20 protein-coding genes are annotated in these 24,857 nt (G+C 61.8%); 4 read left to right on the top strand and 16 right to left on the bottom strand.

The features are described 5' to 3' along the window. Positions 1 to 77: 77 nt before the first annotated feature. Positions 78 to 1,295 (bottom strand): deoxyguanosinetriphosphate triphosphohydrolase, encoded by a 1,218-nt coding sequence (locus tag AC5J09_RS19800; RefSeq protein ID WP_100674036.1) that lies wholly within the window; start codon positions 1,293 to 1,295, stop codon positions 78 to 80. Positions 1,296 to 1,510: 215 nt separating this feature from the next. Here AC5J09_RS19800 and erpA point away from each other — a divergent pair, with 215 nt between their 5' ends. Continuing rightward, positions 1,511 to 1,840, top strand: coding sequence for an iron-sulfur cluster insertion protein ErpA (erpA, locus tag AC5J09_RS19795; protein WP_494298298.1), 330 nt, complete (start codon positions 1,511 to 1,513; stop codon positions 1,838 to 1,840). Positions 1,841 to 1,924: 84 nt separating this feature from the next. On the opposite strand, the gene AC5J09_RS19790 is transcribed toward erpA, so the two are convergent. After that, a complete protein-coding gene (locus AC5J09_RS19790) occupies positions 1,925 to 3,388 on the bottom strand; it encodes a phospholipase D-like domain-containing protein (protein ID WP_494298297.1) in 1,464 nt (487 codons plus the stop codon). Between the two features lie 208 nt (positions 3,389 to 3,596). Here AC5J09_RS19790 and xth point away from each other — a divergent pair, with 208 nt between their 5' ends. Next, entirely contained in the window at positions 3,597 to 4,388 is a 792-nt protein-coding gene (xth, locus tag AC5J09_RS19785; RefSeq protein ID WP_494298296.1) for an exodeoxyribonuclease III, read from the top strand. Positions 4,389 to 4,446: 58 nt separating this feature from the next. Here xth and exoR read toward each other — a convergent pair whose 3' ends face one another. From exoR to AC5J09_RS19765, 4 genes are all read right to left on the bottom strand, one after another. Beyond that, entirely contained in the window at positions 4,447 to 5,253 is an 807-nt protein-coding gene (gene exoR, locus AC5J09_RS19780; RefSeq protein ID WP_003534542.1) for a two-component system ChvIG regulator ExoR, read from the bottom strand. Positions 5,254 to 5,625: 372 nt separating this feature from the next. After that, positions 5,626 to 6,915 (bottom strand): OmpP1/FadL family transporter, encoded by a 1,290-nt coding sequence (locus AC5J09_RS19775; RefSeq protein ID WP_338283136.1) that lies wholly within the window; start codon positions 6,913 to 6,915, stop codon positions 5,626 to 5,628. A 469-nt stretch (positions 6,916 to 7,384) separates the two neighbouring features. After that, positions 7,385 to 10,228: a valine--tRNA ligase gene (locus tag AC5J09_RS19770; RefSeq protein ID WP_494298295.1), complete on the bottom strand. Its 2,844-nt coding sequence runs from the start codon at positions 10,226 to 10,228 to the stop codon at positions 7,385 to 7,387. Positions 10,229 to 10,483: 255 nt separating this feature from the next. Continuing rightward, positions 10,484 to 11,236, bottom strand: a complete 753-nt coding sequence (locus AC5J09_RS19765) for a DUF2497 domain-containing protein (protein ID WP_411923304.1) — start codon at positions 11,234 to 11,236, stop codon at positions 10,484 to 10,486. Positions 11,237 to 11,279: 43 nt separating this feature from the next. Here AC5J09_RS19765 and AC5J09_RS19760 point away from each other — a divergent pair, with 43 nt between their 5' ends. Beyond that, the gene (locus AC5J09_RS19760) at positions 11,280 to 11,570 is read left to right on the top strand and encodes a hypothetical protein (protein WP_494298294.1); all 291 of its coding nucleotides are present in this window, start codon (positions 11,280 to 11,282) and stop codon (positions 11,568 to 11,570) included. Between the two features lie 470 nt (positions 11,571 to 12,040). On the opposite strand, the gene tolC is transcribed toward AC5J09_RS19760, so the two are convergent. The 5 genes from tolC to AC5J09_RS19735 form a co-directional block, all read right to left on the bottom strand. Next, on the bottom strand, positions 12,041 to 13,411 hold the full coding sequence (tolC, locus tag AC5J09_RS19755; RefSeq protein ID WP_100674043.1) for an outer membrane channel protein TolC: 1,371 nt from the start codon (positions 13,409 to 13,411) through the stop codon (positions 12,041 to 12,043). 275 nt (positions 13,412 to 13,686) lie between these two features. Continuing rightward, complete coding sequence (locus AC5J09_RS19750; protein ID WP_018097746.1) at positions 13,687 to 14,346, bottom strand: protein-L-isoaspartate O-methyltransferase family protein; 660 nt, start codon at positions 14,344 to 14,346, stop codon at positions 13,687 to 13,689. A gap of 306 nt (positions 14,347 to 14,652) precedes the next feature. Continuing rightward, the gene (exbD, locus tag AC5J09_RS19745; RefSeq protein WP_100674044.1) at positions 14,653 to 15,078 is read right to left on the bottom strand and encodes a TonB system transport protein ExbD; all 426 of its coding nucleotides are present in this window, start codon (positions 15,076 to 15,078) and stop codon (positions 14,653 to 14,655) included. Positions 15,079 to 15,084: 6 nt separating this feature from the next. Next, complete coding sequence (exbB, locus tag AC5J09_RS19740) at positions 15,085 to 16,062, bottom strand: tonB-system energizer ExbB (protein ID WP_324763328.1); 978 nt, start codon at positions 16,060 to 16,062, stop codon at positions 15,085 to 15,087. A gap of 222 nt (positions 16,063 to 16,284) precedes the next feature. Next, positions 16,285 to 18,693 (bottom strand): ComEC/Rec2 family competence protein, encoded by a 2,409-nt coding sequence (locus tag AC5J09_RS19735; protein ID WP_494298293.1) that lies wholly within the window; start codon positions 18,691 to 18,693, stop codon positions 16,285 to 16,287. A gap of 305 nt (positions 18,694 to 18,998) precedes the next feature. On the opposite strand from AC5J09_RS19735, the gene gltA reads away from it, so the two are divergent. Continuing rightward, on the top strand, positions 18,999 to 20,288 hold the full coding sequence (gene gltA, locus AC5J09_RS19730) for a citrate synthase (RefSeq protein ID WP_003537363.1): 1,290 nt from the start codon (positions 18,999 to 19,001) through the stop codon (positions 20,286 to 20,288). A gap of 162 nt (positions 20,289 to 20,450) precedes the next feature. On the opposite strand, the gene lpxB is transcribed toward gltA, so the two are convergent. From lpxB to lpxD, 5 genes are read right to left on the bottom strand one after another with little or no spacing between them, the layout of a single operon-like run. Further along, on the bottom strand, positions 20,451 to 21,620 hold the full coding sequence (gene lpxB, locus AC5J09_RS19725; protein ID WP_494298292.1) for a lipid-A-disaccharide synthase: 1,170 nt from the start codon (positions 21,618 to 21,620) through the stop codon (positions 20,451 to 20,453). Further along, entirely contained in the window at positions 21,617 to 22,504 is an 888-nt protein-coding gene (locus tag AC5J09_RS19720) for an LpxI family protein (protein ID WP_494298291.1), read from the bottom strand. Before AC5J09_RS19720 ends, lpxB begins: the two co-directional genes overlap by 4 nt. After that, positions 22,504 to 23,322 carry an acyl-ACP--UDP-N-acetylglucosamine O-acyltransferase gene (lpxA, locus tag AC5J09_RS19715; protein ID WP_324763449.1) on the bottom strand — a complete coding sequence of 273 codons (819 nt, stop codon included), beginning with the start codon at positions 23,320 to 23,322 and terminating at the stop codon, positions 22,504 to 22,506. The genes AC5J09_RS19720 and lpxA overlap by 1 nt, the downstream gene beginning before the upstream one ends. Next, the gene (fabZ, locus tag AC5J09_RS19710; protein ID WP_010969260.1) at positions 23,319 to 23,783 is read right to left on the bottom strand and encodes a 3-hydroxyacyl-ACP dehydratase FabZ; all 465 of its coding nucleotides are present in this window, start codon (positions 23,781 to 23,783) and stop codon (positions 23,319 to 23,321) included. The genes lpxA and fabZ overlap by 4 nt, the downstream gene beginning before the upstream one ends. Then, on the bottom strand, positions 23,776 to 24,840 hold the full coding sequence (gene lpxD, locus AC5J09_RS19705; RefSeq protein WP_324763324.1) for a UDP-3-O-(3-hydroxymyristoyl)glucosamine N-acyltransferase: 1,065 nt from the start codon (positions 24,838 to 24,840) through the stop codon (positions 23,776 to 23,778). The genes fabZ and lpxD overlap by 8 nt, the downstream gene beginning before the upstream one ends. Between the last annotated feature and the right edge of the window lie 17 nt (positions 24,841 to 24,857).

The following is a 24,857-nucleotide window of genomic DNA, read 5'->3' as shown; positions in this document are numbered from 1 at the left end:
AGCCACACTGGAGAATGGCGCAAATTCAAAGGAGGCCGGGTCCATCGAGAACCTGCAGCCTCCACGCGGGGGCGTCACTAGCGCAAATCAGGCGTATGGTCAAACAAGCGCCTATGCACGCTTATCGCGAAAGTATCGGTCATACCGGCGAGGTAATCGCCGACGTGGCGCGCCCGGGCCGGCACCGCCATACCGGCGATTTGGTCGATCCAGTAATGCTCCTTCATCAGCGACGGATCGTGCATGAAGGCCCGGTAGAGGTCCGTCACGATCGATGCCGCTCCCTGTCGTACCCGCATGACCTCCGGATGCCGATAGATGCGCGTCATGAGCAGATTCTTGATCTGGCGGTCCGTCTCGCCCATCTCATCCGAGAAGGTTGCCATTACCCTGCCCGCGCATCGCACGTCTTTCGCGCTTTCCGGCCGGACTTCACCGAGCCTTTTCTGCGCCACGGCGATGACGTCCTCCACCATGGCGGTGATCTGCCGCCGCATGATCTCATGCGTGAACCGGCTGCTTTCAAGGCCCGGATAGCGGTCGTGAACCTCGCGCATCAACCGGGCGAGAAACGGTATCTCTTCCAGCATTTCGAAAGTGAGATAGCCGGCACGCAGACCATCGTCGATATCGTGGGTATTATAGGCGATATCGTCGGCAATTGCCGCCACCTGCGCCTCGAGGCTCGCAAAGCTCGCAAGCTCGAGGTCGTGAAGCGCGCAGTAATCGAGAATCGGCTGCGGAACGGGCCCGCGAAGGCCCTGCCCGTCTGCCGTCATCAGCGGGCCGTTGTGTTTGACGAGTCCTTCGAGACTCTCCCAGGTGAGATTGAGGCCGTCGAACTCCGCATAGCGCCGCTCCAGCTTGGTGACGATGCGCAGCGACTGGGCGTTGTGATCGAAGCCGCCATAGGGCTCCAGCACCTCGTGCAGTGCGTCCTCGCCGGTGTGCCCGAACGGCGTATGGCCGAAATCATGGACGAGCGCCACCCCCTCGGCGAGATCCTCGTCCAGTTTCAAGGCCCTGGCGAGGGCGCGAGCGATCTGGGCGACTTCGATCGTATGCGTGAGCCGCGTGCGGTAATGGTCTCCGTCGGCGGCAATGAAGACCTGCGTCTTGTGCTTCAGCCGCCGGAAGGCCGTGGTATGGACGATGCGGTCGCGGTCGCGTTGGAAATCGGAACGTGTGGGGCTCGATGCCTCGGGATACAGTCTGCCGCGGGAAGCCCAGGGGTTCGATGCATAAGCTGCGTGTTCACCGTAACCGAAACCAAGGGCCTGCCTGTCGACTGTCATTTCACACCTGCGCGCGTCATCCCATTGACGGGACATTCAAGCCTTCATACCTATAGAAAGCGCTACAGGAAAGCGACGCCGGCCGGCGACTCCGTCCCCTCGGGGCGGAACAACGGCTTGCGGAAGCCTGAAGATCGCCTGTCACGGCATGCGATTATAGCGTCAGAGCGAAGACGAATCTCTCCGGTTCTTGACCCCGGCAGGAGGCAAATAAGATGCAGGAAACAGTTACGCTTTCGGATGCGGCGGCCAGACGCATTGCCGCAATTCTCCAGGCGGAGAAGGACAAGAGCGCGATGCGCGTCTCCGTCGAAGGCGGCGGGTGCTCGGGCTTCTCCTACAAGTTCGATTTGGTGGACGCCGCTAATGCCGACGATCTCATCCTCGAAAAGGACGAGGCCAAAGTCCTGATCGACAGCCTGTCGCTGGTCTATATGGGCGGCTCGGAGATCGATTTCGTCGACAATCTTCTCGGACAGTCGTTCCAGATCAACAATCCGAACGCGGTCGCAAGCTGCGGGTGCGGAACGAGCTTTTCGATCTGACGCCTCGCGCCACATCGTTATCGGTTCCAGGACGTTGGAGCGAGATGCGGGCGGAAAACCGCGCACGCTTTTCCTCATCCAGCACTAAAGATAGGGCGATCCGAGCCAGAGCAATCGGTTTGCCAGCCGGTTTACGAGCGGCTGCGCGCGGAGCCCCGGAAGGGTCACTTCATCCGCGGTCGCGCGTATGGCGCAGACCTTTTCGCCGATTGCGCGTGCGAAGGCTTCGTCGAGTATTTCGAGGTCGAACTCGAAATTGAGGCGCAGGGAGCGAGGATCGAGATTGGTCGATCCGACATAGACCCAGCGATCGTCGATGACCATCAGCTTGGAATGATTGAAGGCGCCCTTTGCCCGCCAGACGCGGCAGTGACCTTTCAGCACCTGGTCGAACTGTGCCGTCATCGCGCGGTCGACGAGCGTCAAATTGTTGACGGAGGGCACGACGATGTCGACCTCGACACCCTTCCTCGCCGCCGTCACGAGCGCGCTGATCAATTCCTTGTCGGGCAGGAAATAGGGCGACATCAACCGGATATGTTTTCGCGCCATCGAAAAGGCGCCCATAAGCATCTTGTGATTCGTCTCGTTGGTGTTGTCAGGACCTGAGGGAACGGCCCGCATCAGCACCGATCGCACGTCCGGCTCCGCGGGAAGGTCGGCGAGCCGCCAGCCGTCGCCTGTCAGTACCTCCTCGCTCGAGAACTGCCAATCTTCCGCAGCAACCTGAAAGATATCGGCGACAACGGGTCCCGTAACGCGGAAATGCGTGTCGAAAGAAGCAGCCTTTCCTGCGATTTCAGCGGCAAAGCCCGCACGGATGTTCATGCCGCCGGCGAAAGCGACCGTACCGTCGACAACCATGATCTTGCGGTGTGTCCTGAGATTGGCATAGGGCAGCCGCAGGCCCATGATGATATTGCCATTGAAGACGGCGGTCGGCACGCCTCCTTCCTTCAGATAGCCCACAATGGACGGCACGGAATAGCGCGCACCCACGGCGTCGATCAGGACGCGCACGGCGACGCCGCGTTTCACTGCGGCGATCAGGGCATTGGCGAAACGCATGCCGATGGGATCGCGGTCGAAAATATAGCTCTCGATGAGAATGCTGCGACGGGCGGACGCGATCTCGTCGAGCATCGCCGCATAGACCGCGTCGCCGCCCTCGAGCATGGTGATGTGGTTTCCCGCCGACATCGTGAAGCGCGCAACGCGGTCTCCAAGCATCTTCATTGCCGCGAAACGCTGCCCGAAACGGGCCACCACCTGATCATGCGTGACATCGAAGCGCCCGAACGGGTCCCGCTCGGTCGAGCGCAGCAGCGAGCGCTGCAGGCCGATAGACGACCGGCGCATCCGATTGATGCCGGCGACCGCGTAGATGACCGCACCGATGACCGGTGAGAGCAGCACAACCCCGACCCAGCCGGCAGCCGCACGCACATCGTCTTTCGTCATCGCCGCATGGATGATTGCCGGGACGCCGAGGACGACCGAAAGCAGCGCCAGAAAATGCGGCCAGTAACTCTCTATGAACGCGATCATGCGCGGGACTATAGACGGACGCGGAGCGGAATCAATTCGGCTACTTAAGGGTGAAACCTAACGTGGGGAAGAAGCGGAAGATGCGCCGGACCGGCGGCCGCCCGATCCAGAACCCAAATGGCGGATCCCGGATTTGTCAAAAGAATTTCCAGCCGCTAGAACCAATCGACCGAACGGACTCAAATGTCGTGAGAGGCAAGGCTGCCCAATGAAGATTGCCACATGGAACATCAACGGCGTCAAAGCGCGTCTCGACGGCCTCGTCGGCTGGCTTAGGGAGTCGAACCCCGACATCGCCTGTCTGCAGGAGATCAAATCCGTCGACGAGACATTTCCGAGAAGCGAGATCGAGGCGCTCGGCTATCATGTGGAGACGCATGGACAGAAAGGCTTCAATGGCGTTGCCCTGCTCTCCAGGACAAGACCGGACGAGATCAATCGAGGATTGCCGGGAGACCCTGCCGACGAACAGTCGCGCTTCATCGAAGGCGTGTTCTCCGTCAATGGCGGAGCCCTTCGGGTCTGCTGCCTCTATCTGCCGAACGGAAATCCGGTAGAGACGGAAAAATACCCCTACAAGCTCGGATGGATGCGGCGTCTGGCCGCCTTCGCGGAACAGAGGCTCGCCCTTGAGGAACCGCTCATCCTGGCCGGCGACTACAACGTCATCCCGGAGGCGCATGACTGCTGGGACGTCAAGGTCTGGCGGAACGACGCTCTCTACCTGCCAGAGACACGTGCCGCCTTTCGGCGGCTGCGCAACCTCGGCTTCACCGACGCGGTGCGCGCGACCTCCGACGAGGCGCCGCTCTATTCGTTCTGGGATTATCAGGCCGGCTGCTGGCAGAAGAATTTCGGCATCCGCATCGATCATCTGATGCTGTCGCCGGAGGCGGCCGACAAGCTCGTGTCGACCTCTATCGAAAAACACGTCCGTGCCTGGGAAAAGCCGTCCGACCATGTGCCCGTAACGGCTGAATTCGCGTTCGCGACGACCTGAGGCGAGTCGACCTTCCCTGCCCTGCGGCCGCCATCCTCGGGTCAGGCCGCACAGGACCTCAATCGTCGTCGTTCTGCAGATGCATGTTCTGGGACATGGTTATCGCCACCCGGCGATCGTCTTCGGTGGCGAGCGAGAACGCCTGCTCCTGCATCGCCTGGAGCCAGGGCCGATCCTTGGGAGAACATTGGCCGAGCGCCGCCGTCATGTATGCGAGACCGCGAGCGGTCTGACCTTCCTGGAAAATGACGTTTCCGAAAACGCCCATGGCGCCGGCATGACCATTCTTGCGCGCCCGGTTGAGCCATTTCTTGGCCTGCTGGACATTGACGCTTCCGCCCTCGCCCGAAAGCAACATGCGCGCGAGCTGGAATTGTGCTTCCGCCACGCCGAAGGTGGAGGCCGCCTGGAAATACAACTGCCTGGCCTGCGACAGGTCGGACCTTACCGGGGTGTCGGGAATGCCGCGCCGGTAATAGCCGGCAAGCGAAATCAAGGCATTGACGAAGTAGCCCGTATCTTCCGAGCCCGGCTCGACACCCTGTTGTGCGATTTCGCTGTAGATCTTGAATGCTTCGAGATCGTTCTCCGCGACACCATCGCCATAGGCATACATATTGGCGAGCGCCCAGCGAGAGCCCGTGTGCCCCTTTTCGGCAGCATATCGATAGGCCTCGACCGCTTCGTCTTTCCGGCCGCTCTTATAGGCGGAAAAACCGAACTTGAAGAGCGCGAAGGGGCCGGACTCCTTGGTCACGCCGGCTCCGGGATCGAAAGCCCGTGCCGGCCCGGCCGCGGTTGCGCCAACCGCCAGCGACATGCCAAGCACCGCAACCCTAAGCGACTTCAATTCACCCGCGCGCATAACAATCAGTTTCTTTCGTTCGAGCCGGCCACGCCGACCCCATCACCGTCGCGAAGATGCTGCACATACTGGCTCCTGCGCCCACCGGTGCTCCGGCTGCGCGCCTGAGGCCAATTGCTACGGGATGTCATGACGGCACACAAACTCACTTCACCTCAACGCGGGCATGGAACTCGACTAGCCTTCGTCCCTATATCGCTGCTCTCATTTTGTGGCGGGAAATGGACATAATCGACCCCGGCCCGGATAGTAGCAAACCGTAGCAGGAAATGTGTTGCTGAATCGTCACATTCACAACCGCTTATAAGCGTGGTTACCAGACATAAAAAAGGCCCGGCGGAGACCGGGCCTCGAGCAGTGGATTTTAGGAGATCAGAACCTGACCTTCAGCGATGTCGAGATCGCACCGACGAAGTCATTGTCGAAGTCGTAGGAGACATCGCCGCCGATCGTCTCCCCTTCGAAATCAACCGGACCGGAACTGCCGCTGGTCAGGATACCGACGACGCCGGCAAGACGGATTTCTACATTCTCGGTCGGCGTATAGGAAACGCCTGTGCCGAGCGTCCAGGTATCGGTCTGAGCCCCATAGCCTTGGCTTGTTCCACGATCCCAGGTGAGGCTGACTGCACCGCTCCATTGATCGTTGAACTTGTGGCCGATGCCCCCGGTGACGGTCCAGCCGTCCCGGTAAAGGAGATCGAGGCTGGTGCACGGCGTAGTAGGCGATATCGTCGCAGGGCAGAATGTTACAACCTGCAACTGACTCCAATCGGTCCATTTGATGGAGCCAAACGCCAACCAGCCGGGGGCAATGCCTGATTGAACCTTGAGTTCAAGCGAATCCGGCATCGAGGCCGAACCCCGAACGTCATATTTGGTGCCGGTGATCAACGGAGGACCGACCGGGAAAGGGTTCGGAAACGCAAGCTGACGCAGATCGATGAAGCCTGAAAGATCATCCAGATCTACAGCACTGTTGTACACCAAGCTCGCCCGCATAGCATATTCAGGAATTTCGTATGCAACGCCGGTGCGCCAGCCCCATCCGCTGTCTTCCAGCTCGAGACGACCGACGCCAGAAAAGGTCGAAAGCGGAAACGGCGCGAAGGTGTAATCCTGCACGAGTCGCTCTTTAAAGCCGCCCACTTCCTGATAGAATCCACCGCCAATAACCCGGAAATAGCCAGGTCCCATTTCCCACTTGTAGGAACAGGTGGCCGCATAGTTGTCGCTCTCCACCTTCGTCTCGATGTTGTTGTTGGCACCGGCCCAGTTTTTGCCGGGGTTGGTGTGGGCGCCCCAAGGCTGCGAGTAGTCCGCCATACAGTCAATACTGTCACCCAAAGCAGCCTTAACGCCGATGCGGGGCGCCCAATAGCTCTCAGTGTCGTCCGCGGTGCTTGGACGATAATTCAGGTTTCCGCCACCGAATGTCCCTCCGAGAATGTCCGTATTGGCGGTATCCGTATCCTCGACGTTCTTCAGCTTACGTTGCGGATTGACATAGGTCGCCGTCGCTTCGGCCGCATAGTCCGACGGGTCGAACAAGAGATCGATATTATAGCCGCTGCGCTCGAGCCCTCCCGCCTGCGCAGCCGAGGCCACGAGCACCCCGGCCACCGCAGCCAGAATACCCTGCTTCAATCCAATTCGAGCCATCAAGCTCCTCCCCTGCATTCCAATTCTGCGGCCATCCGCCTCGGGGCCGCGCTTGAGGGAAGTATCCTCACGATTGCGTGAAATGGCAAACTGGAAGCCCCGGAGCCGACCGGGCGGGACCGGTCATCGGATTTACGTAAGAATTCCCACTTCTCGCCACAATTCGACCACCAATAGAATTTGATTTCCAGAAAGTCCGCGATTTCGATCAACCAATGGAATTAAATACTACCAAATTGCGGTGTGTGACGCTGGAACAACATCATGGCTTTTTACACGACAGCCTTGCGAGGCACCATTGAAACGCCGGCAGCTAAAACCCATGCGTGCATTGTCGATCGCCCCCACCTGCGTTGCCGCCGAGCCAGACCAGGCAACCGATTCGCCGCATGGGGTCAGAAATTGGAAAATCCGCGGCATTGCTGCCGCGGATCGTGTCTGCCTTCGAGTTTGTCTCGCAGATAAAAAGCTAACCGGCTTCCGTAACGCGGGACAAAGCAACGCCGAGCGAGTCTCTTTGCAGGTCGAGTTCGACCAGCCGCTCGCGCTCGGCCTCGACCAGTTCAGGCTTGGCATTGGCGACGAATTTTTCGTTGGCAAGCTTGCCGAGGATCCGCTGCCGCTCGACGTCGACCTTTGCGATGGCCTTTTCCAGACGCAACTTTTCGGCTGCGAGATCGATGAGACTGCCGAGCGGAAGGCAAGCCGTCGCTTCGCCGACCACGATCTGAGCGCTGCCGCGGGGCGCCACTGACGCGTGCTCGATGTTCTCCACTCTCGCCAGACGCTTGATCGCAGAGGCGTGCCGGTCGAGCCGCTCGCTCGTCAGCGCCTTCGCCCCGACGATGACCAATGGAGCCATCGCCGCCGGAGGGACGTTCATTTCGGCGCGAACCGAACGAATGCCGGAAACGAGATCGATCAGCCAGTTGATTTCGTCTGCAGCCGCGTCATCCGCATAGAAGGCGGCCGGCCATTCGGCATGGCAAAGGAGCGTCGTACGCTCTCGCCCGGGGCCGGTCGTCTTTTCCCAAAGCTCTTCCGTCATGAAGGGCATGAACGGATGCAGCAGCTTGTAGATCTCATCCAGGACATAGGCCGTGCAGGCCTGGGACTCGCGCTTGGCCGCTTCATCGTCGCCATTGAAGACAGGCTTCAGGAGTTCGAGATACCAGTCGCAGAACTGGTTCCAGACGAAGCGGTAAAGGGTTCCCGCCGCCTCGTTGAAGCGGTAATCCTCAATCGCCTCGCTCACGTCGCGGATGGTGCGCGACAGTTCCGTCAGGATCCAGCGGTTGATCGTCAGCGACGCTGCCTCGGGAATAAAGCCGTCGCTGCTTACTGCCCCGTTCATCTCGGCAAAACGGGTCGCATTCCACAGCTTGGTTCCGAAGTTGCGGTAGCCTGCTATCCGGGCCGGGTCGAGCTTCACGTCGCGCCCCTGAGCCGCCATGATCGCCAGCGTGAAGCGCAGTGCGTCGGCGCCGTATTCGTCTATGAGCTCCAGCGGGTCGATGACGTTGCCCTTGGACTTCGACATTTTCTGCCCGTTCTTGTCACGGACGAGCGCATGAACATACACCGTGTGGAAAGGCTCGACAGGTGTGCCGTCCGCATCCTTCATGAAGTGAAGGCCCATCATCATCATCCGGGCGACCCAGAAGAAGATGATGTCGAAGCCGGTTACCAGCACATCGGTCTGATAATATTTGTCGAGCTCCGGCGTCTCCTGCGGCCAACCGAGCGTCGAGAAGGGCCAGAGCGCCGAGGAGAACCAGGTGTCGAGGACATCCTCGTCGCGCGTCAGTATCTCACCCGGCTTGAAGTTTTCGAGCAGGTCTTCGACATAGGCCTTCATCGGTCCTTCATGGGCGATGTAATGCTGAATCGCCGCGTGCAGCGCTTCCTCCTCGTTTCGTTCAACGAAGATCTGCCCATCGGGACCGTACCAGGCGGGGATCTGGTGGCCCCACCAGAGCTGGCGCGAAATGCACCAGGGTTGGATGTTCTCCATCCATTCGAAATAGGTCTTTTCCCAGTTCTTCGGGACGAAATTCGTCCTGCCTTCCTTGACCGCCGCAATCGCCGGCTTCGCCAAGGTCTTGGCGTCGACATACCATTGCTCGGTCAGGCGCGGCTCGATCGGCACGCCGCCGCGGTCACCATGGGGCACCATGTGCTTGTGGGGCGCGATGTGATCGACGAGCCCGGCCTCTTCGAGCATCTCGACGATAAGCTTGCGCGCTTCGAAGCGATCCTTGCCCTCCAGTTGATCCCAGGCGCCGTGCAGCGCCGCCGGGTGGTCGAGCCCCTCGAGGAAATCCTCGTTGTTCTTGATCGTTATCCGGCCGTCTGCCGTGAGAACGTTGACCTGCCGCAGTCCCCTGCGTTTTCCGACGTCGAAATCGTTGAAGTCGTGCGCAGGCGTCATCTTCACCGCGCCGGTGCCGGTCGTCGGATCCGGGTACTCGTCGGCCACGATCGGAATGCGGCGGCCGACGATCGGCAGAATGACGTGCTTGCCCACGATACCCTTGTAACGGGCGTCATCGGGGTGCACGGCAACGCCGGTGTCGCCGAGCATGGTTTCCGGACGCGTCGTCGCGACGACGAGATAGTCACGCGCCTCCCATTCCGTCGCATTGCCTTCCTCATCGAAGGCGACGGGATGCTGATAGGTCACGCCCTCTTCGAGCGGGTAGCGCAGATGCCAGAGATGGCCGTTGACCTCGACCGGCTCGACCTCGATGTCGGAGATCGCGGTTTGCAGCTTCGGGTCCCAGTTGACCAGACGGGTGTCGCGATAGATGAGGCCTTCCTTGTAAAGGCTGACGAAGACCTCGATGACCGCCTCGGACAGCCCCTCGTCCATCGTGAAGCGCTCGCGCGACCAGTCGCACGAGGCGCCGAGCCGCTTCAATTGATTGAAAATCAGGCCCCCGGATTCGGCTTTCCACTCCCAGACCTTCTCTATAAAGGCCTCGCGGCCCATATCGCGGCGGTTCGGAAGCTGACGTTCCATGAGCTGGCGCTCGACGACCATCTGGGTCGCGATACCCGCATGGTCCATACCCGGCTGCCAGAGCACATCCTTGCCGCGCATGCGCTCGAAGCGGACCATGATGTCCTGCAGCGTATTGTTGAGCGCATGGCCCATATGGAGCGATCCCGTCACGTTCGGCGGGGGGATCACGATCGTGAAGGTCTCCGCGTCCGGCTTCGCGTTGACACCGGCGCGAAAGGCATCCGCTTCGTCCCAGGCCTTGGCGATCTTCGGTTCTACCGCTGCGGAATCGTAGGTTTTATCAAGCATTCTTTGGCCGATTTCTGGAGATTGATGTCAGCGTTTGTAAACCGGAAGGCCCGGGGCAAGTCAACCTGAACGGGGAAAAAGCCGCAGCCATCGTGCATGCGGCTTCCATCTTAGATTACTTCCGGGAAAAGTGTGTAACGCTTTTCTGTCCGGACGTGCGCAGGTTCGAATGCGCTACTGGGGAAAAGAGCTCGGCGAGTTTCCTGAAATCGTCCACGGGCGGCAGACGCAAGTCGGGCACGTCTACCGTTTACGTCAGCGCCGGGGCCCGCGTGCCACGCGCTCGATTTCCTCGCGCACCAGTCTTTCGACCAATGTCGGCAAGTTGTCGTCCAGCCATTCCTGCAACATCGGACGCAGCATCGCCTCGGCGATCTCGTCGAAGGAACGCCGGGGTCCGTTCTCGACGGCATGTGCCAATTCGTCGAAAGCGCGCGCAACCTGACGGCTGACAGCCGGGGAAACGATCGTTCCAGGCGTGCCTTCCGGCTCCGTTGCCTCGTCCGAGGCCGCATGCGCGGCCGCCGACACATCCCCGGCCACAGGAGCCGACCCGGCGTCCGCTGCAGCACTCGCCGGGATGGCCGAAGAGGGAAACGCAGCGATGCGGGACATCATCGCCGGACTATCCGCTGGCGACCGCGCCTCCTCGCCTCCTGCTTGATCCCTCGGAACCGTATGCACCGCCTGGCGCTCCGAAGCGGCCCTCACCCTTGCCGCGACATCGGCAAGCGAAAGCGGTGCAGACGACGGCACCGGCGCGTCGGTACGGTTATCGACCGCGGATGGTGACGTCCTGACCGAGGAAAATGGGTCGTCGGCGGATCCGAACGCATCCGCTTCGACCTCCGGATCCATCGACAGTTCGACATCGTCGCGGGCGCCGTCCTCGAAGCTCTGCTGCGCGGAGGTTCCGGCCGGACCAGGCTCGTTACTCTCGATGATCTTGCGAATGGATGCCAGAATCTCATCCATCGAAGGTTCACGTGCGACGTTGAGCTGCGCCATTTCAATCCCCGTTTGCTGCGGACGAACACGGAAAAGCCGCTCCGTGTGCCGATTCGAACAAACCTTAAGTGAGTTCGCCGACGAAACAAACGCCGCGAATCAGCTCGGTAAATTCTTGCACAGATTTGTTTTTTTCGGCAGGGGCAATGGCACTTGCGCCCTAAAGCCTGGTGAGATTCGGGCCACCCGCCGCCGCTTGTTTGATTTCCTCATTCCTGTGCGCATCACAGGGATCCAGCAGCGCCGCGTCTGCGGCGCGGAAGAGCCTTTCCAGCCCAAGGACTTGGGCTGGCTGGATTCCTGTGACAAGCACAGGAATGAGGGACCGGGATGAGCGGTTGCTACAACATTCGCTTGCGAATTGCGAGGAATGATCAGCCTGTGACGCAATGAAAGGTTACGTCTTACGCGCCGAGGGGCCGCACCCTCTCCGCCTCATCCCTGTGCTTGTCACAGGGATCCAGCAGCGTCGCGTCTGCGGCGCGGGAAGAGCCTTTACAGCCCAAAGACTTGGTCTGGCTGGATTCCTGTGACAAGCACAGGAATGAGGGACCGGGGATGTGCGAAGCCGGACGGGACGCTGTACACGGGCGTGACCGGCGACTTTACGCGCCGCCTCGCTATCTTCACGGTTTATGAAACGCGCCGAGGGTCGCACCTCTCTATCCTCATCCCTGTGCTCGTCACAGGAATGAGGAAATCAAACGAGCCGCCGCGGGTGGCTCGAATCTCAACAGACCTCAGCACAAAACGCCGCTGCCCTTCGGGGACGCGGCGTTTCGTGTCGAATTGGCTAAGGGCCGTCTAGCGCCCGTCGACGGTGCGCAGGCCGAACCACTTGTCCTTGACGGCCTCGTAATGTTCCTCGGCCCGATATTCGGCCACCTGCAGGCCCTGGCTCCTGACTGTCAGGTGGCCCATTGCGGCGAGCAAGGCATAGCTTGCAACCACCGCATCGCGTTGCGCGCCCGCCAGCGACTCCTGCGCGTCCAGCACGTCCTGCTGCGCGTCGAGCACGTCCAGCGTAGTGCGCTGACCGACCTTGCGCTCTTCGATCACGCCTTCGAGGGCGAGGTTCGCTGCGGAGATCTGCGACCGGCTGGCCTTGATTCGTGCGAGTGCCGATTCGAGCTGCGCATGCGCCGATACGACTGTCTGCTGCACCGAAGCCCGCTCGGAGTCGACGAGGATCCGTTGCTGCCCCAGAATTTCCTTGGCCTGGCGAATCTGGCCGTATTCCGCACCGCCCTGATAGATCGGAACTTCGAGCCGAGCAGTGACGCTCGCCGTCGTGTCATCAAGCCCTTGACCGGCATTACCGGTGTTACGGCTCACGGCACCCTGGAGAACGACGCCCGGCAGCATCGTGCCTTCCGCCGATTTCACCTGGTAACCGGCCGAATCGACGGCATATTGCGCCGCCAGGATTCGCGGGTTCTCGCGCAGCCCCGTCGCCACGGCCTGATCGAGGGACCTCGGCATGGCCTTCGTGGCAGGTCCAGGTTGTCTGATGCCGGTCGGCGCTGCGCCGACGATCTGCACATAGACCGCTTCGCTCTGTTTCAGCTGCGCGATTGCAGCAACGAGCAGCGACTGGGCGTTGGCGAGTTCGGCTTCCGCCTGGCTCACATCCGTCCGCGTGCCTTCGCCCACATCGAGGCGGGCCTGTGCGGCGCTCAACTGTTCCCGAAGAAAGGCGAGGTTCTGACGGCGAATGGAAACGACCTGCTGATCGCGGGCTATGTTCGCATAGGATTGCGCGGCCGAAAGAAGGATCTGGATCTCATTGGCCTTCAGCGTCTCGCGGCTCGAAAACACCTCCGCTTCGGCCGCCCTGACATTGTTCAGGGTCTGAAATCCATCGAAGATCGTCTGCGTGATGGAAATCCCGACCTGTCCGGAATGAAAGTCGCGGGTGCCGGTCCGTTCGGCGTCGACCCGTGAGAGCGTCCCAGTCGCCGACGCGGAAACCTGCGGCCGGTAGCCGGCCTTCGCAATCGGAACCCCTTCATCGGTCGCGCGCAGCCCGGCGCGAGCGGCGTTGAGATCCGGGTTGTTCGCATAGGCCTTGGCCATCGCCCCGAAAATCGTCTCCGCGAGAACGGCGTGGGGCGCGAGCAGCACACTGGTCGAGACAGCCGCCCACAAGGCTGCTTTGCGGACAATCGACACCATCTTCCCTCCGATCAATCGGGGCAGCGTCGCCACCCCGCATTTTTCAGCAGGCCCTTGGCGGCCTGCACAAACACTGCAGTGAAGCCCCGCGCCACCCATGGCGGGCAAATCACCGCTTCCAGGCTCTTTTGAACTCCGGATTCGGGTCTACGACAACTGCGCACCGACCCTCTGCACGGCCATTTCAAAAAGAAACAAATAATACGTTGCCGATTGGCAACATTGCAGTTTTCGCTTCAACACTCATATGTTGAGCTACCTCAATAAGAGGCACATCAAAAAACAAAAGATCGGTCGCGGCGGAAGCCGGGAAGCGGCTTCACGGCGGTGTTGAAGTCAGCTCGCTCCGACGTCATGCCCGATTCGCGCACGTAAAGTTTCGCACGAGATGCGTTACCAAAACCTTCCACGACCACGAGCCGGCCGCCGTCTCGAAGCTGCTCGAACAGCTCGGCAGGGATCATCTCGACGGCACCGTTGATGAAGATGACGTCATAGGGCGCCTCCGCCGCGTACCCCTTGGTGAGATCGCCGCTCACCACGGCGATATTGTCGTAGCCGAGGCGTGCCAGCGTCTCCGTGGCCGTGGCGGCCAGGGCTTCGTCGCTCTCCAGCGCCACGACGGAACCGGCGAGAAGCGAGAGCAAGGCAGAGGCGTAACCTGTCCCGCAGCCGATTTCGAGGACCAGATCCGAGTTGGAGATCTCCGCAAGCTGGAGGAGCTTCGCCAGCGGCGACGGCTCCATCAGGTAACGCGGCTGGGGACCGCCGACGAGCTCGATATCGGTGTCGATATAGGCCAGTTCCCGCATCTTGGCAGGCACGAACTCCTCACGCGGGACCGACAGGAAAGCAGACAGGACTGAATGGGAGGTCACATCCGTGGTCCGGATCTGATTGTCCACCATCTTGATGCGGGCTGCTTCGAAATTCATGATATTGCCTCGTGTCGGAATGGGCGCGGCGCCGGGAAGATCGTGCGTTCGGCGGCCGCTAGCCCGTTGCCTGAAGCGCGAAGCGCCGTATTGATGCGTCGCGCCTCAGGTTGTTGTCTCTGTGCCTGTCGTCGGTCCGAAACCGCTCCGCGCTTTCGGACACATTCATAAAGCTCATAGATCGCCGCACGGCCGGTTTCAAGCGACTGCGTCTCCGTGCACGCAAAAAGGCACCGCCAGCCCACATCGGAACTGGCGGCCGGGCTATCAGGAACCTGCCGAGACGAGGATGCGGACGGAAAACCGCTAGCGGGCGGGAGCGGCCTCCAGGCCGACGAGTGCGATCTTGCCGTAGCCGGCATTCTGAATGAGGTTCATCACCGTCATCAGTTCGCCGTAGTCGACCAGGCGATCGGCGCGCAGAAGCACGCGCGTATCCGTGTTGCCGCCGGTTATCCGGTTCAGCTCGGAAACGAAGGCTTCGCGAGGCGCCTCTTCATTGCCGATGGCAAGCGTGAGGTCGGCTTTCAGCGTCACGAAGACCGGCTTGTCGTCGCGCGGCGCCGGCTTTGCGACGGATTGCGGCAGGTCGACCTTCATGTCGACCGTCGCGAGCGGCGCAGCCACCATGAAGATGATGAGCAGCACGAGCATGACGTCGATGAAGGGGGTGACGTTGATCTCGCTGTTCTCGTCGAGATCGCCGCCGCTCTCGGAAATTCTTCCAGCCATTTTCGCTTATCCGATTCTGGCGATCGAGTCGGGGCCGTGAACGAAGCCGTCCTGGCGGCGCGGCGGCGCTCTGCGGGCGTGGCGATGATCGAGATCGCGGCTTACCAGTCTTTCGACGGCTGCCGCCGCATCTGCCAGGATGAGCTTGTACCCCCCGACGGACCGGGCAAAATAGTTGTAGATCACCACCGCCGGTATTGCCGCGACGAGGCCGATCGCAGTCGCCAGCAGCGCCTCGGCGATGCCGGGCGCAACGATGGCGAGGTTGGTCGTCTGCGCCTTGCTGATGCCGATGAAGGAATTCATGATTCCCCAGACGGTACCGAAGAGGCCGACGAATGGACCGACGGACCCGATGGACGCCAGGATCCCGGTACCGGAGCTCATCCTCTTGCCGGCGCGAACTTCGATACGCGTGAGCAGAGAGGAGACGCGTTCCTTGACACCTACTGCCGGCGCAAGGTCCAGAACGGCGTCCGAGCGCGTCATTTCGTCGACCGCTGCGGCAATCATCTCCCCAGCCACGCCAGCGCGGCGCTCGAGCTTTGGCTGCACGTCGGCGAGACCATTCGCGGAAACGAGGGCCGCCACGGCGCGCTTGAGGCGTGACTTGGCATATATGAGCTCCAGCGTCTTCACGGCGAAGATCGCCCAGGTGGCGACGGAGGCGAGCGCCAGAGCGACCATCACCGCCTTTACGACGATGTCGGCAGCGAGAAACATGCCGACCGGCGAAAGATCATGCGGAAGCACGGGATTTGCTCCCCCCGCCGTTGCGTCGCCCACCGCTGCCTCGGCCGGCGCCGGTGGCACGCCCGGATCATCGCCGCCGGGAAGGTCTGTCGCCGGCGGCTGCGCGTCGACCGAAACGGACGAGGGCTGTTGTGCCGTCTGCGCGAGGCCGGTCGCGACCGGGCCGGCAAGGAAAACAGTCAGCGTTGCCGCCAGCAACATGTTCAATTTCGGCCGGATCCGATCAGACATCTCGTTCCTCGTTTTTCCGTATTCGCCCGAGCGTCACGGGCCCGCAATCGATTTCAACAATCAGGTGGGCGCGGGATGCAAACCGCAGCCGCTCGCGCCCGCCCCTGTCGGTGAAGCGCTTTCGCAACGCTCTTTACGACAAACAATGGCGGGATGACAAGATTGTGGAGTACGATAATCAAGAATATCACGACAGATGGGGCGATGAGGAACGCGCGGTCGTCAGGGCGGTGAACCATGCGGCAAAAAACTGCCGGTCCGCCAGTCGTAGCGGCGATGACGCTGCCAGGGGCGCTCGGTGGAGGAGAACGACGTGACGACGCGCATGCGTGGCGGCACGCCCGGTTGTCCCTGCTGCTCGGCATGGATCTCGACCGCGCCCGTCCGCCGCAGCGTTTCGGCGCTTATGACCAGCGAACCGCCGGGCGGGCAGGCTGCAGACGGCCGGCGGCTGGCGACGACGACCAGATCGGCGCGACCGCACAGGAAGGAGAGCGATTCGGCCTTTTCGATAACAGCCACTGTCCATCCCTCGCGGCTGCGCCCGGCGCACCCTATTCCCTTTCTGCAGGCGAAGACGCCGGGCTGGGCCGAGGTCAGGAAGGCTGCTGTCTCAACCGCGGTGTCCGGCTCCGCCTGAAGGTCGAGCGGTGCCTTATGTTCCGCGATCGCAAGTGCGCGCTGCCATTGCGAGAAGATGAACTCCGGCGGACGGCTCCGATTGGTCGCGATTGCATCCGCGGCGATCAGGCCGACCAATTGCGCATCCTCCGATATCGCGATCGATGGGCGCTCCTTCCGCGGCTCGAGCGCGATCGCGCATATACCCAGAGCGATCAGCCCCGCGCCGACGAGCGCCAGCCGCGTTCTCAGAACGCAGACCAGGATGCCGCCGAATGCGATAAGGAAGAACGGCGCGTCGCCCATGCGGCCGGTCATCCACTCCCCGTCGAGCGATGCGACATATCTCGCGACGGCCAGCATCCAGTCCAGCCCCTGCCCCATGACCAGGAGGGGATAATATTCGAGCCCGAAGGGCATAAGCAGCATCGCGAACAGCGCGAAAGGCATGATCAGCACGCTGATCAGAGGCGTCGTGAGAACGTTTGCGGCGAGCCCGTAACCGGGGAGCCGGTTGAAATGGGCAGCCGCGTAAACCGCCGTCGCCAGGCCGCCGATGACGGAGGTGGCGACAGTACCGATGGCGAGGCCGGACACGACCCCCACGCTCCCCCGCTTCTTCGAGGTTTCGGGATCCTTTCTCCTGTGGTCGCGCCAGCGGGAATAGCCCGCAACGAGGGCCAGCGTCGCCGCAAAGGACATTTGGAACCCGGGTCCGGCTACCGCCGACGGCGTCCAGGCAAGGATGATGAGTGCGGCAAGCGCCACGTTGCGCAGGCTGATCGAGACGCGGTCGAAGAACAGTGCGACGAGCATGATCGAGATCATGATCCAGGATCTGAGCGCTGAGACCGCACCTCCGGAAATCAGAATATAGAAGAACACCATGAGAAGAGCGCCGACGGCAGCGATCTTCTTGACGGAAGCTCTTTCCGCCAACCCCGGAACGAAGCTCAACAGAGTCCGGGCGCCGATGAGAAACGTGCCCGCCGCCAGCACCATGTTGAGTCCCGAGATCGCCAGGACATGCGACAGGCCCGCGGCGCGCAGCATCTCGACGGCCTCGCGGCTGATCGCGCGCTCCTCGCCGGTCACGAGCGCCGCAGCGATCGCACCGGTATCGCCGCCGATCGCTGTCCGGATGCGATTGCCGATCACTTCGCGGATCAGTGCCAGATATGCAGCCGCTTTCGCCGGCAGCGAGGCTTCGGACCGACCGGTGACAGCGCCGGCATCCACCGGCGCTCGCGGCGCGCCATAGAAATACCCGACCGCGCCTACGCCTTTGAAGTAGGAGCCGAACGCGAAATCGTTGAGACCCGGGAGAGCCGGCCCGGAGGGCGGCGACAAACGCGCCTTGCCTTCGATGATAGCTCCGACCGGAAACGGTTCGTGGCGGCTCCGCGCCAGCAGCGTCGCCCTTTCCGGCGCCCGGCGCAGCCGCGGGCCGGATGTTTCTTGTATGCGAACGAGATAACGCCAGCGTCCCCTGTCGTCGGGATCCCGGGTGAGGACCGTTCCGCGAACGGTCGTCGTCACTGGCGTGTCGAGAATGACCGTATCCAGCCTCGCTGTTTCGGCCGCGGCCAGCAGCATGCCCGTGGTAAAGAGAGCGGGCGCGATCACCAGCGGCCGCCAGCTTCGCAGGTCCCCCCGGCAAAGCACCGCAGATATGCCGAAAACGCAAAGCAGCGCTGCAAGTTTGGCAATTCCGACGGATTCGGGCACTGCGAGCCATGCAAGCGAGCCAAGCGCAAGCATGACCGGGATCAGGACGAAGCCGTGGCCGTATTCCTGCTCTTCCGCAACTGCAGCGCCTATGCCGAGGGAAACCGCCGTGGCCGCCGAGCCTATCCGATGGCGAATGTTTGCCGCATGCCAGCCCACAGGCGCCCGGCGGCCGGAGCCGATGGCGGGCAAATCGCCGGTGAGAACCCGCGTGCCCTCGCTCCGGAGCCACGCGCTGCGCTCCCCATCGCGCACGACCGCTCGTGCCCCGCTCTCCCCCATTCCGCTCCGCCCGCGCCTGTTTTCTCGATCCTGCAGCCAACCGCGCAATCTTGCAACTCGAAGGCTGATGCTCAAAAAAGAGGCAGACTAGATAGAATGGTACCGCATTATCAGCTTAGCGATCATTGATCTCTTCGAACGAATTGCCGTAACATGCGTTTGTTGCGTTGCCATATGCGTTTTCGCATCGCACAAGTTTGCCTTTGGTACTGCTTGGCAGTCGAAAATAAATCATATAGCAAATTCGCAACGCTCAAATTCGCGGCACAGAGCTATGCCACGATGTCACAAAAACGGAGGGTCCCATGTCAGAAAAAAGCGCGACAGTAACATTCGGCGGAAAGTCCGCGGACCTGCCGGTGCGATCGGGATCAATCGGTCCGGATGTCGTGGACATCGGCTCGCTCTACAAGCAGACGACGATGTTCACCTACGATCCGGGCTTTACCTCCACGGCATCGTGTGAATCGAAGATCACCTATATCGATGGCGACGAGGGCGTCCTGCTTCACCGCGGATTTCCGATCGAGCAACTGGCGGAGCACGGCGATTTTCTCGAAGTCTGCTACCTGCTTCTCTACGGCGAACTGCCGACAAAGGCTCAGAAGGCCGATTTCGATTATCGCGTCACGCACCACACCATGGTCCACGAGCAGATGTCGCGGTTTTTCACCGGCTTCCGCCGCGATGCCCATCCGATGGCGGTCATGTGCGGCTGCGTCGGTGCCCTTTCCGCCTTCTATCACGACTCGACCGACATCACCGATCCGCATCAGCGGATGGTCGCGTCGCTGCGCATGATCGCCAAGATGCCGACGATCGCCGCGATGGCCTACAAGTACCATATCGGCCAGCCCTTCGTTTATCCGAAGAACGATCTCGACTACGCCTCGAACTTCCTGCGCATGTGTTTCGCCGTGCCTTGCGAGGAATATGTCGTGAATCCGGTTCTGGCGCGCGCCATGGACCGGATCTTCATCCTCCACGCCGACCATGAGCAGAACGCATCGACCTCGACCGTTCGCCTCGCCGGCTCGTCGGGTGCCAACCCGTTCGCCTGTATCGCTGCCGGTATCGCCTGCCTTTGGGGACCTGCCCATGGCGGCGCCAACGAGGCGGCGCTCAACATGCTCGCCGAAATCGGCACGGTCGACCGCATTCCGGAATATATCGCCAAGGCCAAGGACAAGAACGATCCGTTCCGTCTGATGGGCTTCGGCCACCGGGTCTACAAGAACTACGATCCGCGCGCGAAGATCATGCAGAAGACGACGCATGAGGTTCTCGCCGAGCTCGGCCACAAGGACGACCCGCTCCTGGAAGTCGCGATGGAGCTCGAACGCATCGCTCTGACGGACGAGTACTTCATCGAGAAGAAGCTCTACCCGAACATCGACTTCTACTCCGGCATCACGCTGAAGGCCCTGGGCTTCCCCACCACGATGTTCACGGTGCTCTTTGCGCTTGCCCGCACCGTCGGCTGGATCGCTCAATGGAACGAGATGATCGAAGATCCGGAACAGCGCATCGGCCGTCCGCGCCAGCTCTATGTCGGCGCGCCGCTGCGCGACTACGTGCCGATCTCCAAGCGGTAAACGGCGGACGAACTCGACAAAAAGCCCATTCCGCCAACCCTCATCCTCGGGCTTGTCCCGAGGATGACAGGTGGCCGGGTTTGCAGAGACTGTGGCGAGGCTTGCCCTCATCCTCGGGGCTTGGCCCGGCGACCCACAGCGGTTGCAAGCACTCGCCTCTCCTCACCCCGCTCGAAGGCAAGCGAGAACGATATCCGCCGCCTTTTCACCGGGCGGACGGTTCGTTTCCATTCGCTGTTGAACGAGGGCGAAGCCGTCGAGCATCGCACGACGTTGCGCCGTATCGCTCGAAAGCCGTTCGAACCAGCGCGTCAGAACGGCCGGCCGGATCGACTTGTTGAAATATTCGGGCACGACCGGAAAATCCGCGATGAGGTTCGGAAGCGCCGCGGTCCATATCCGAATGCGGGAATGCAGGAGGCTGACGATCCAGTCGGCAGAGTAGGTAGAGACGACCGGAACTCCGGCGAGCGCCAGTTCGAGGATCACCGTACCCGAGGCGGCAATGGCCGCGTCGGCTTGGGCAAAAGCCTCCCATTTCCTGTCGGCGGTTATGCTTATCTCGGGCTGAACCCGCCAGGAGGCCGTCAACGCCCTCACACGGTCTTCCTGGCGCGGCACGGTCGGCAAGAGGAACCGAATGCCTTCGTGCCGCTCCGCGAGCTCTTCGGCCGCTTCGCGGAAGATCGGAAGCAGGCGACTGACCTCGCTGCCGCGCGATCCGGGCAGCAGCAGACAGGCCTTCGGCTCGCGCCGATCCTGCATCTGCCGTCTCAGTCGTTGGCGCTCCCGGACGGCGAGAACATTGCCGTCGGATGCGAGCCGATGCCCGACATAGGTCGTCGACGGACCGCCGAGCTTCCCCATCGCTTCCGGCTCGAAGGGTAAAACCGCGAGCACGTGATCCACATAGGCCCGCATGCGCGGCGCCCGCTCCGGCTTCCACGCCCAGACGCTCGGACAGACATAGTCGATCACCGGCAAGTCCGGCAATGCGGCGCGGACGCGTTGCGCCACGCGGTGGGTGAAGTCCGGGCTGTCGATGATTAACAGAGCATCCGGACGCGCAGCGGCGATCGCGCGGGCGGTCTGCCCAATCCGCAACAGAAGCTTCGGCAGGTTCGCCAGAACCTGCGAGAAACCCATGATCGACAGTTCGGAATAGTCGAAAAGCGACCGGAGCCCTTCGGCTTCCAGCCCCTCGCCGCCAACGCCCACGAGTTCGAGCGGACCGTCTAGACGATCACGCAATGCCCGCACCAGGTCGGCGCCGAGCAGGTCTCCGGAAACTTCTCCGGCGATAACCGCCAGCCTGTAGGCTCTGCCTGTCATCTCCGGTCCCTGCGGCAATCGCGCTCGATACCGAGAACGAACAGCCCGCTCCTGTCGGCTTCCTCCACGAGACGCGCGCGATCGAGAACCAGCGCGCGTCCTGCCTCCACGGCGATGCCCGCGAGGCCGGCAGCATGCGCTCCTGCGACCGTCGACGGACCGATCGAGGGCAGATCCGCCCGCTCGTCCTGTTGCGGCTTGCAGAGCTTGACGAGGACGCCGTGACGACGAATTGAAATCCGTCCGTCTTTCCTGAGGCCGGCCACTCTCGCCAACATCGCGTCCGTCCCTTCCGCCCCCTCCAGCGCCACGACCCTGCCGCCGACTGCAACGGCGCCCTGGCCGACATCGAGCGCACCCAGCGCGTTGGCTGCGGCGATGCCGGCTTCGATGTCACGCCGATCTTCGTCCGTCGGGGCATGGGCGCCGAGCGGACCGGTATCGGCAAGAAGCCCCGGAACGACCTCGTGCGCGCCGATCACATGGGCGCCGCTCGCCTCGATCAATTCGATCACCATGCGCAGCACGGCGTCGTCCCCGCCGGATATCAAGGTGCGGAAAACCCGCGGCACCTTGGCCAGCGTCTTCAGCGTAGGACGGATATCGCGCCACTCCGGCCGCCGCCGCACCGCACCGGAAAGGACGACCCGGTCGATTCCCTCGGTCTCGAAAGTGCGGCTGATCGCGGCAAAGTCTCCGATTGCGCAAACGACATGGTCGAAGCCGGTCCAATCGGTATCCGCCTCACGCGAAAGCGCAATGATGAACGGGTCTTCGCCCTGGAAGCGCGCTGCCTCGGCCACGTGATGGGGAAGCGTTCCGGCGCCGGCGATGATGGCGAGCCTGCCTTTGGAATGCGGCAGGCGATGAATCGCCACCGCCATCAGCCCTTGGCGCCGCGATTCGGCGACGACAGCGCGCGGTCGCTCTCCGCGGCAATGAAATCCAGGATCTCGATTGCCGGCGCGCAATCGAGATATTCGTTGCGGATAGCGGCTGCATTCGCGCGAATCGAGCCGTCTCCCTCGAATATCTGCTTATAGCACCGCCGGACGCGATGAATCGCCGCACGCTCGATCCCCGCACGGGTCATCCCGACCACGTTAAGGCCGCTCAAAATGCCGGGGTTGCCGTTAAGCATTCCATAGGGAATGACGTCATAGCTCACCGCCGACAGGCCACCGATGAAGGCCTGACGCCCGATGCGGGTAAACTGGTGAACCGCCGAGCCCCCCCCGAGTATGGCTCGGTCCTCGACTGTGACGTGCCCCGCAAGCATGACATTGTTGGAAAGGATGATATTGTTGCCGAGGCGGCAGTCATGCGCCACGTGCGAATAGGCCAGGAACAGGTTGTTGTTGCCGATGATGGTCGCGCCGCCGTGCTCCACCGTACCCGTATTCATGGTCACGCCTTCGCGGATGGTACAGTTTTCGCCGATCACCAGTTTTGTGTTCAAGGCGCTGTGGTGGACGCTCTGCGAGTCGCCGCCGATGACGGCACCCGGAAAGATCTTCGAGCCCTTGCCGACGCTCGTATGACCGATGACCGCCACGTGGCTCAGAATTTCGACGTCATCTGCAAGAATGACATTCGGCCCGATATGGCAGAACGGGCCGATCTTCACGTTTTCGCCGATTACCGCACCGTTCTCGATGGCCGAGGACGGGTGGATCTTCGCACTTGATGCTATCATTCTCAGGCGTCTTCCTTGCTGACAATCATCGCGCCGATATCAGCTTCCGCGACGAGTTGCCCGTCAACTTTTGCATCACAGTGAAACTTCCAGATATTGCCGCGCTGCTTCTGCTTCACCACATGGAACTCCACCCGGTCGCCTGGTACGACGGGCTTGCGGAAGCGGGCATTGTCGATCGTCATGAAATACACGAGATTGCTGCCGATTCCCGTCTTGCGCGCACAGATCGCGCCGGCCGTCTGTGCCATGCCTTCGATCAGAAGAACGCCCGGCATGATCGGCTTCTCGGGAAAGTGTCCGGTGAAATGCGGCTCGTTGGCCGTCACGTTCTTGATCCCGATGGCCGAATTGTCGTCATCGATCTCGATGATGCGGTCCACGAGCAGGAAGGGATAACGATGGGGAAGAAGCCTCAGGATTTCCTGTATGTCCGCCGTGCCGAGGACCGTTGCAGCCTCATTCATCCTTGCCACCCTTCTTCTTCTGCCTCTCGCTCGACCGCAGCGCCATTTCGGCGACATCGCGCAGGAAATCCCGCATCGGTCGCGCCGGAATCCCGCCGTAGCGCTCACCGGCCGGCACATCGCTCGCCACGCCACTCATCGCAGCGATCTGCGCCCCGTCTCCAATGGTGATATGCCCGTTGACCCCGACGCCTCCGCCGATCATGACCCCGTCGCCGATCTGCGTGCTGCCGGCGATGCCGACCTGGCTGACGATGCCGCAGTAACGACCGATGCGGACGTTATGGCCGATCTGCACCAGATTGTCGATTTTCGTCCCCTCGCCGATCACGGTGTCATCCATGGTGCCGCGGTCGATCGTCGTGTTCGCACCGATCTCCACGTGATCCTGGATGATCACCCGCCCGACCTGGACGATCTTGATCATTCCGCCCTTCGGGCCCGGTGCATAGCCGAATCCGTCCTGACCGATGCGTGCGCCCGGATGAATGATGACGTTGTTGCCGACCAGCGCACAAAGGATGCTTGCACCGGCCGAAATGGTGCAATCGCGGCCGATCCGCACGCCCGGTCCGATCATTGCTCCCGCTGCGATGCGCGTTCCGCTCCCAATCTCGACGCCGGCTCCGATCACAGCCATCGGCTCGACCTCGACGCCCGCCTCGAGGCGCGCCGTCGGATCGACGAAGGCTCCCGCCGCTACGCCCCTCTCGCTCGTATTATAGGAAGGGCGCATGGCCCTTTCGTGAAGCAAGGTGCCGGCAAGGGCGAAGGCCGTGTGCGGTTTCGATGTCAGCAGCACGGGTATCGTATCGGGAACAAGCGACGAAATGGCCTTGTCGCAGATGATCGCGGCGGCACGGCAGCTCTGCAACTCTTCGCGATTCTTGCGCGACAGCATGTAACAGATGTCGCCCGGCTTGGCGCGATAGACCGGCGCGACCGAACGCACAGTGCGATCGGCGGCGGCAATATCCAACAACTCCGCCCCAATCTGATTCGCGAGGTCGCCCAGACGAATCCCCTGATGGGGCGGAAAAAACCAATTCTGTTCCATGGACACTCCAGAACGAT

Source organism: Sinorhizobium sp., from assembly GCF_059070375.1.
This window is presented reverse-complemented; position numbering and strand designations above follow the sequence as displayed.

Bases quoted from the DNA above. Each gene is read 5' to 3' on its own strand.
- AC5J09_RS19800 (WP_100674036.1), bottom strand. From the start codon at position 1,295: ATGACAGTCGACAGGCAGGCCCTTGGTTTCGGTTACGGTGAACACGCA.
- erpA (WP_494298298.1), top strand. From the start codon at position 1,511: ATGCAGGAAACAGTTACGCTTTCGGATGCGGCGGCCAGACGCATTGCC.
- AC5J09_RS19790 (WP_494298297.1), bottom strand. From the start codon at position 3,388: ATGATCGCGTTCATAGAGAGTTACTGGCCGCATTTTCTGGCGCTGCTT.
- xth (WP_494298296.1), top strand. From the start codon at position 3,597: ATGAAGATTGCCACATGGAACATCAACGGCGTCAAAGCGCGTCTCGAC.
- exoR (WP_003534542.1), bottom strand. From the start codon at position 5,253: ATGCGCGCGGGTGAATTGAAGTCGCTTAGGGTTGCGGTGCTTGGCATG.
- AC5J09_RS19775 (WP_338283136.1), bottom strand. From the start codon at position 6,915: ATGGCTCGAATTGGATTGAAGCAGGGTATTCTGGCTGCGGTGGCCGGG.
- AC5J09_RS19770 (WP_494298295.1), bottom strand. From the start codon at position 10,228: ATGCTTGATAAAACCTACGATTCCGCAGCGGTAGAACCGAAGATCGCC.
- AC5J09_RS19765 (WP_411923304.1), bottom strand. From the start codon at position 11,236: ATGGCGCAGCTCAACGTCGCACGTGAACCTTCGATGGATGAGATTCTG.
- tolC (WP_100674043.1), bottom strand. From the start codon at position 13,411: ATGGTGTCGATTGTCCGCAAAGCAGCCTTGTGGGCGGCTGTCTCGACC.
- AC5J09_RS19750 (WP_018097746.1), bottom strand. From the start codon at position 14,346: ATGAATTTCGAAGCAGCCCGCATCAAGATGGTGGACAATCAGATCCGG.
- exbD (WP_100674044.1), bottom strand. From the start codon at position 15,078: ATGGCTGGAAGAATTTCCGAGAGCGGCGGCGATCTCGACGAGAACAGC.
- exbB (WP_324763328.1), bottom strand. From the start codon at position 16,062: ATGTCTGATCGGATCCGGCCGAAATTGAACATGTTGCTGGCGGCAACG.
- AC5J09_RS19735 (WP_494298293.1), bottom strand. From the start codon at position 18,693: ATGGGGGAGAGCGGGGCACGAGCGGTCGTGCGCGATGGGGAGCGCAGC.
- gltA (WP_003537363.1), top strand. From the start codon at position 18,999: ATGTCAGAAAAAAGCGCGACAGTAACATTCGGCGGAAAGTCCGCGGAC.
- lpxB (WP_494298292.1), bottom strand. From the start codon at position 21,620: ATGACAGGCAGAGCCTACAGGCTGGCGGTTATCGCCGGAGAAGTTTCC.
- AC5J09_RS19720 (WP_494298291.1), bottom strand. From the start codon at position 22,504: ATGGCGGTGGCGATTCATCGCCTGCCGCATTCCAAAGGCAGGCTCGCC.
- fabZ (WP_010969260.1), bottom strand. From the start codon at position 23,783: ATGAATGAGGCTGCAACGGTCCTCGGCACGGCGGACATACAGGAAATC.
- lpxD (WP_324763324.1), bottom strand. From the start codon at position 24,840: ATGGAACAGAATTGGTTTTTTCCGCCCCATCAGGGGATTCGTCTGGGC.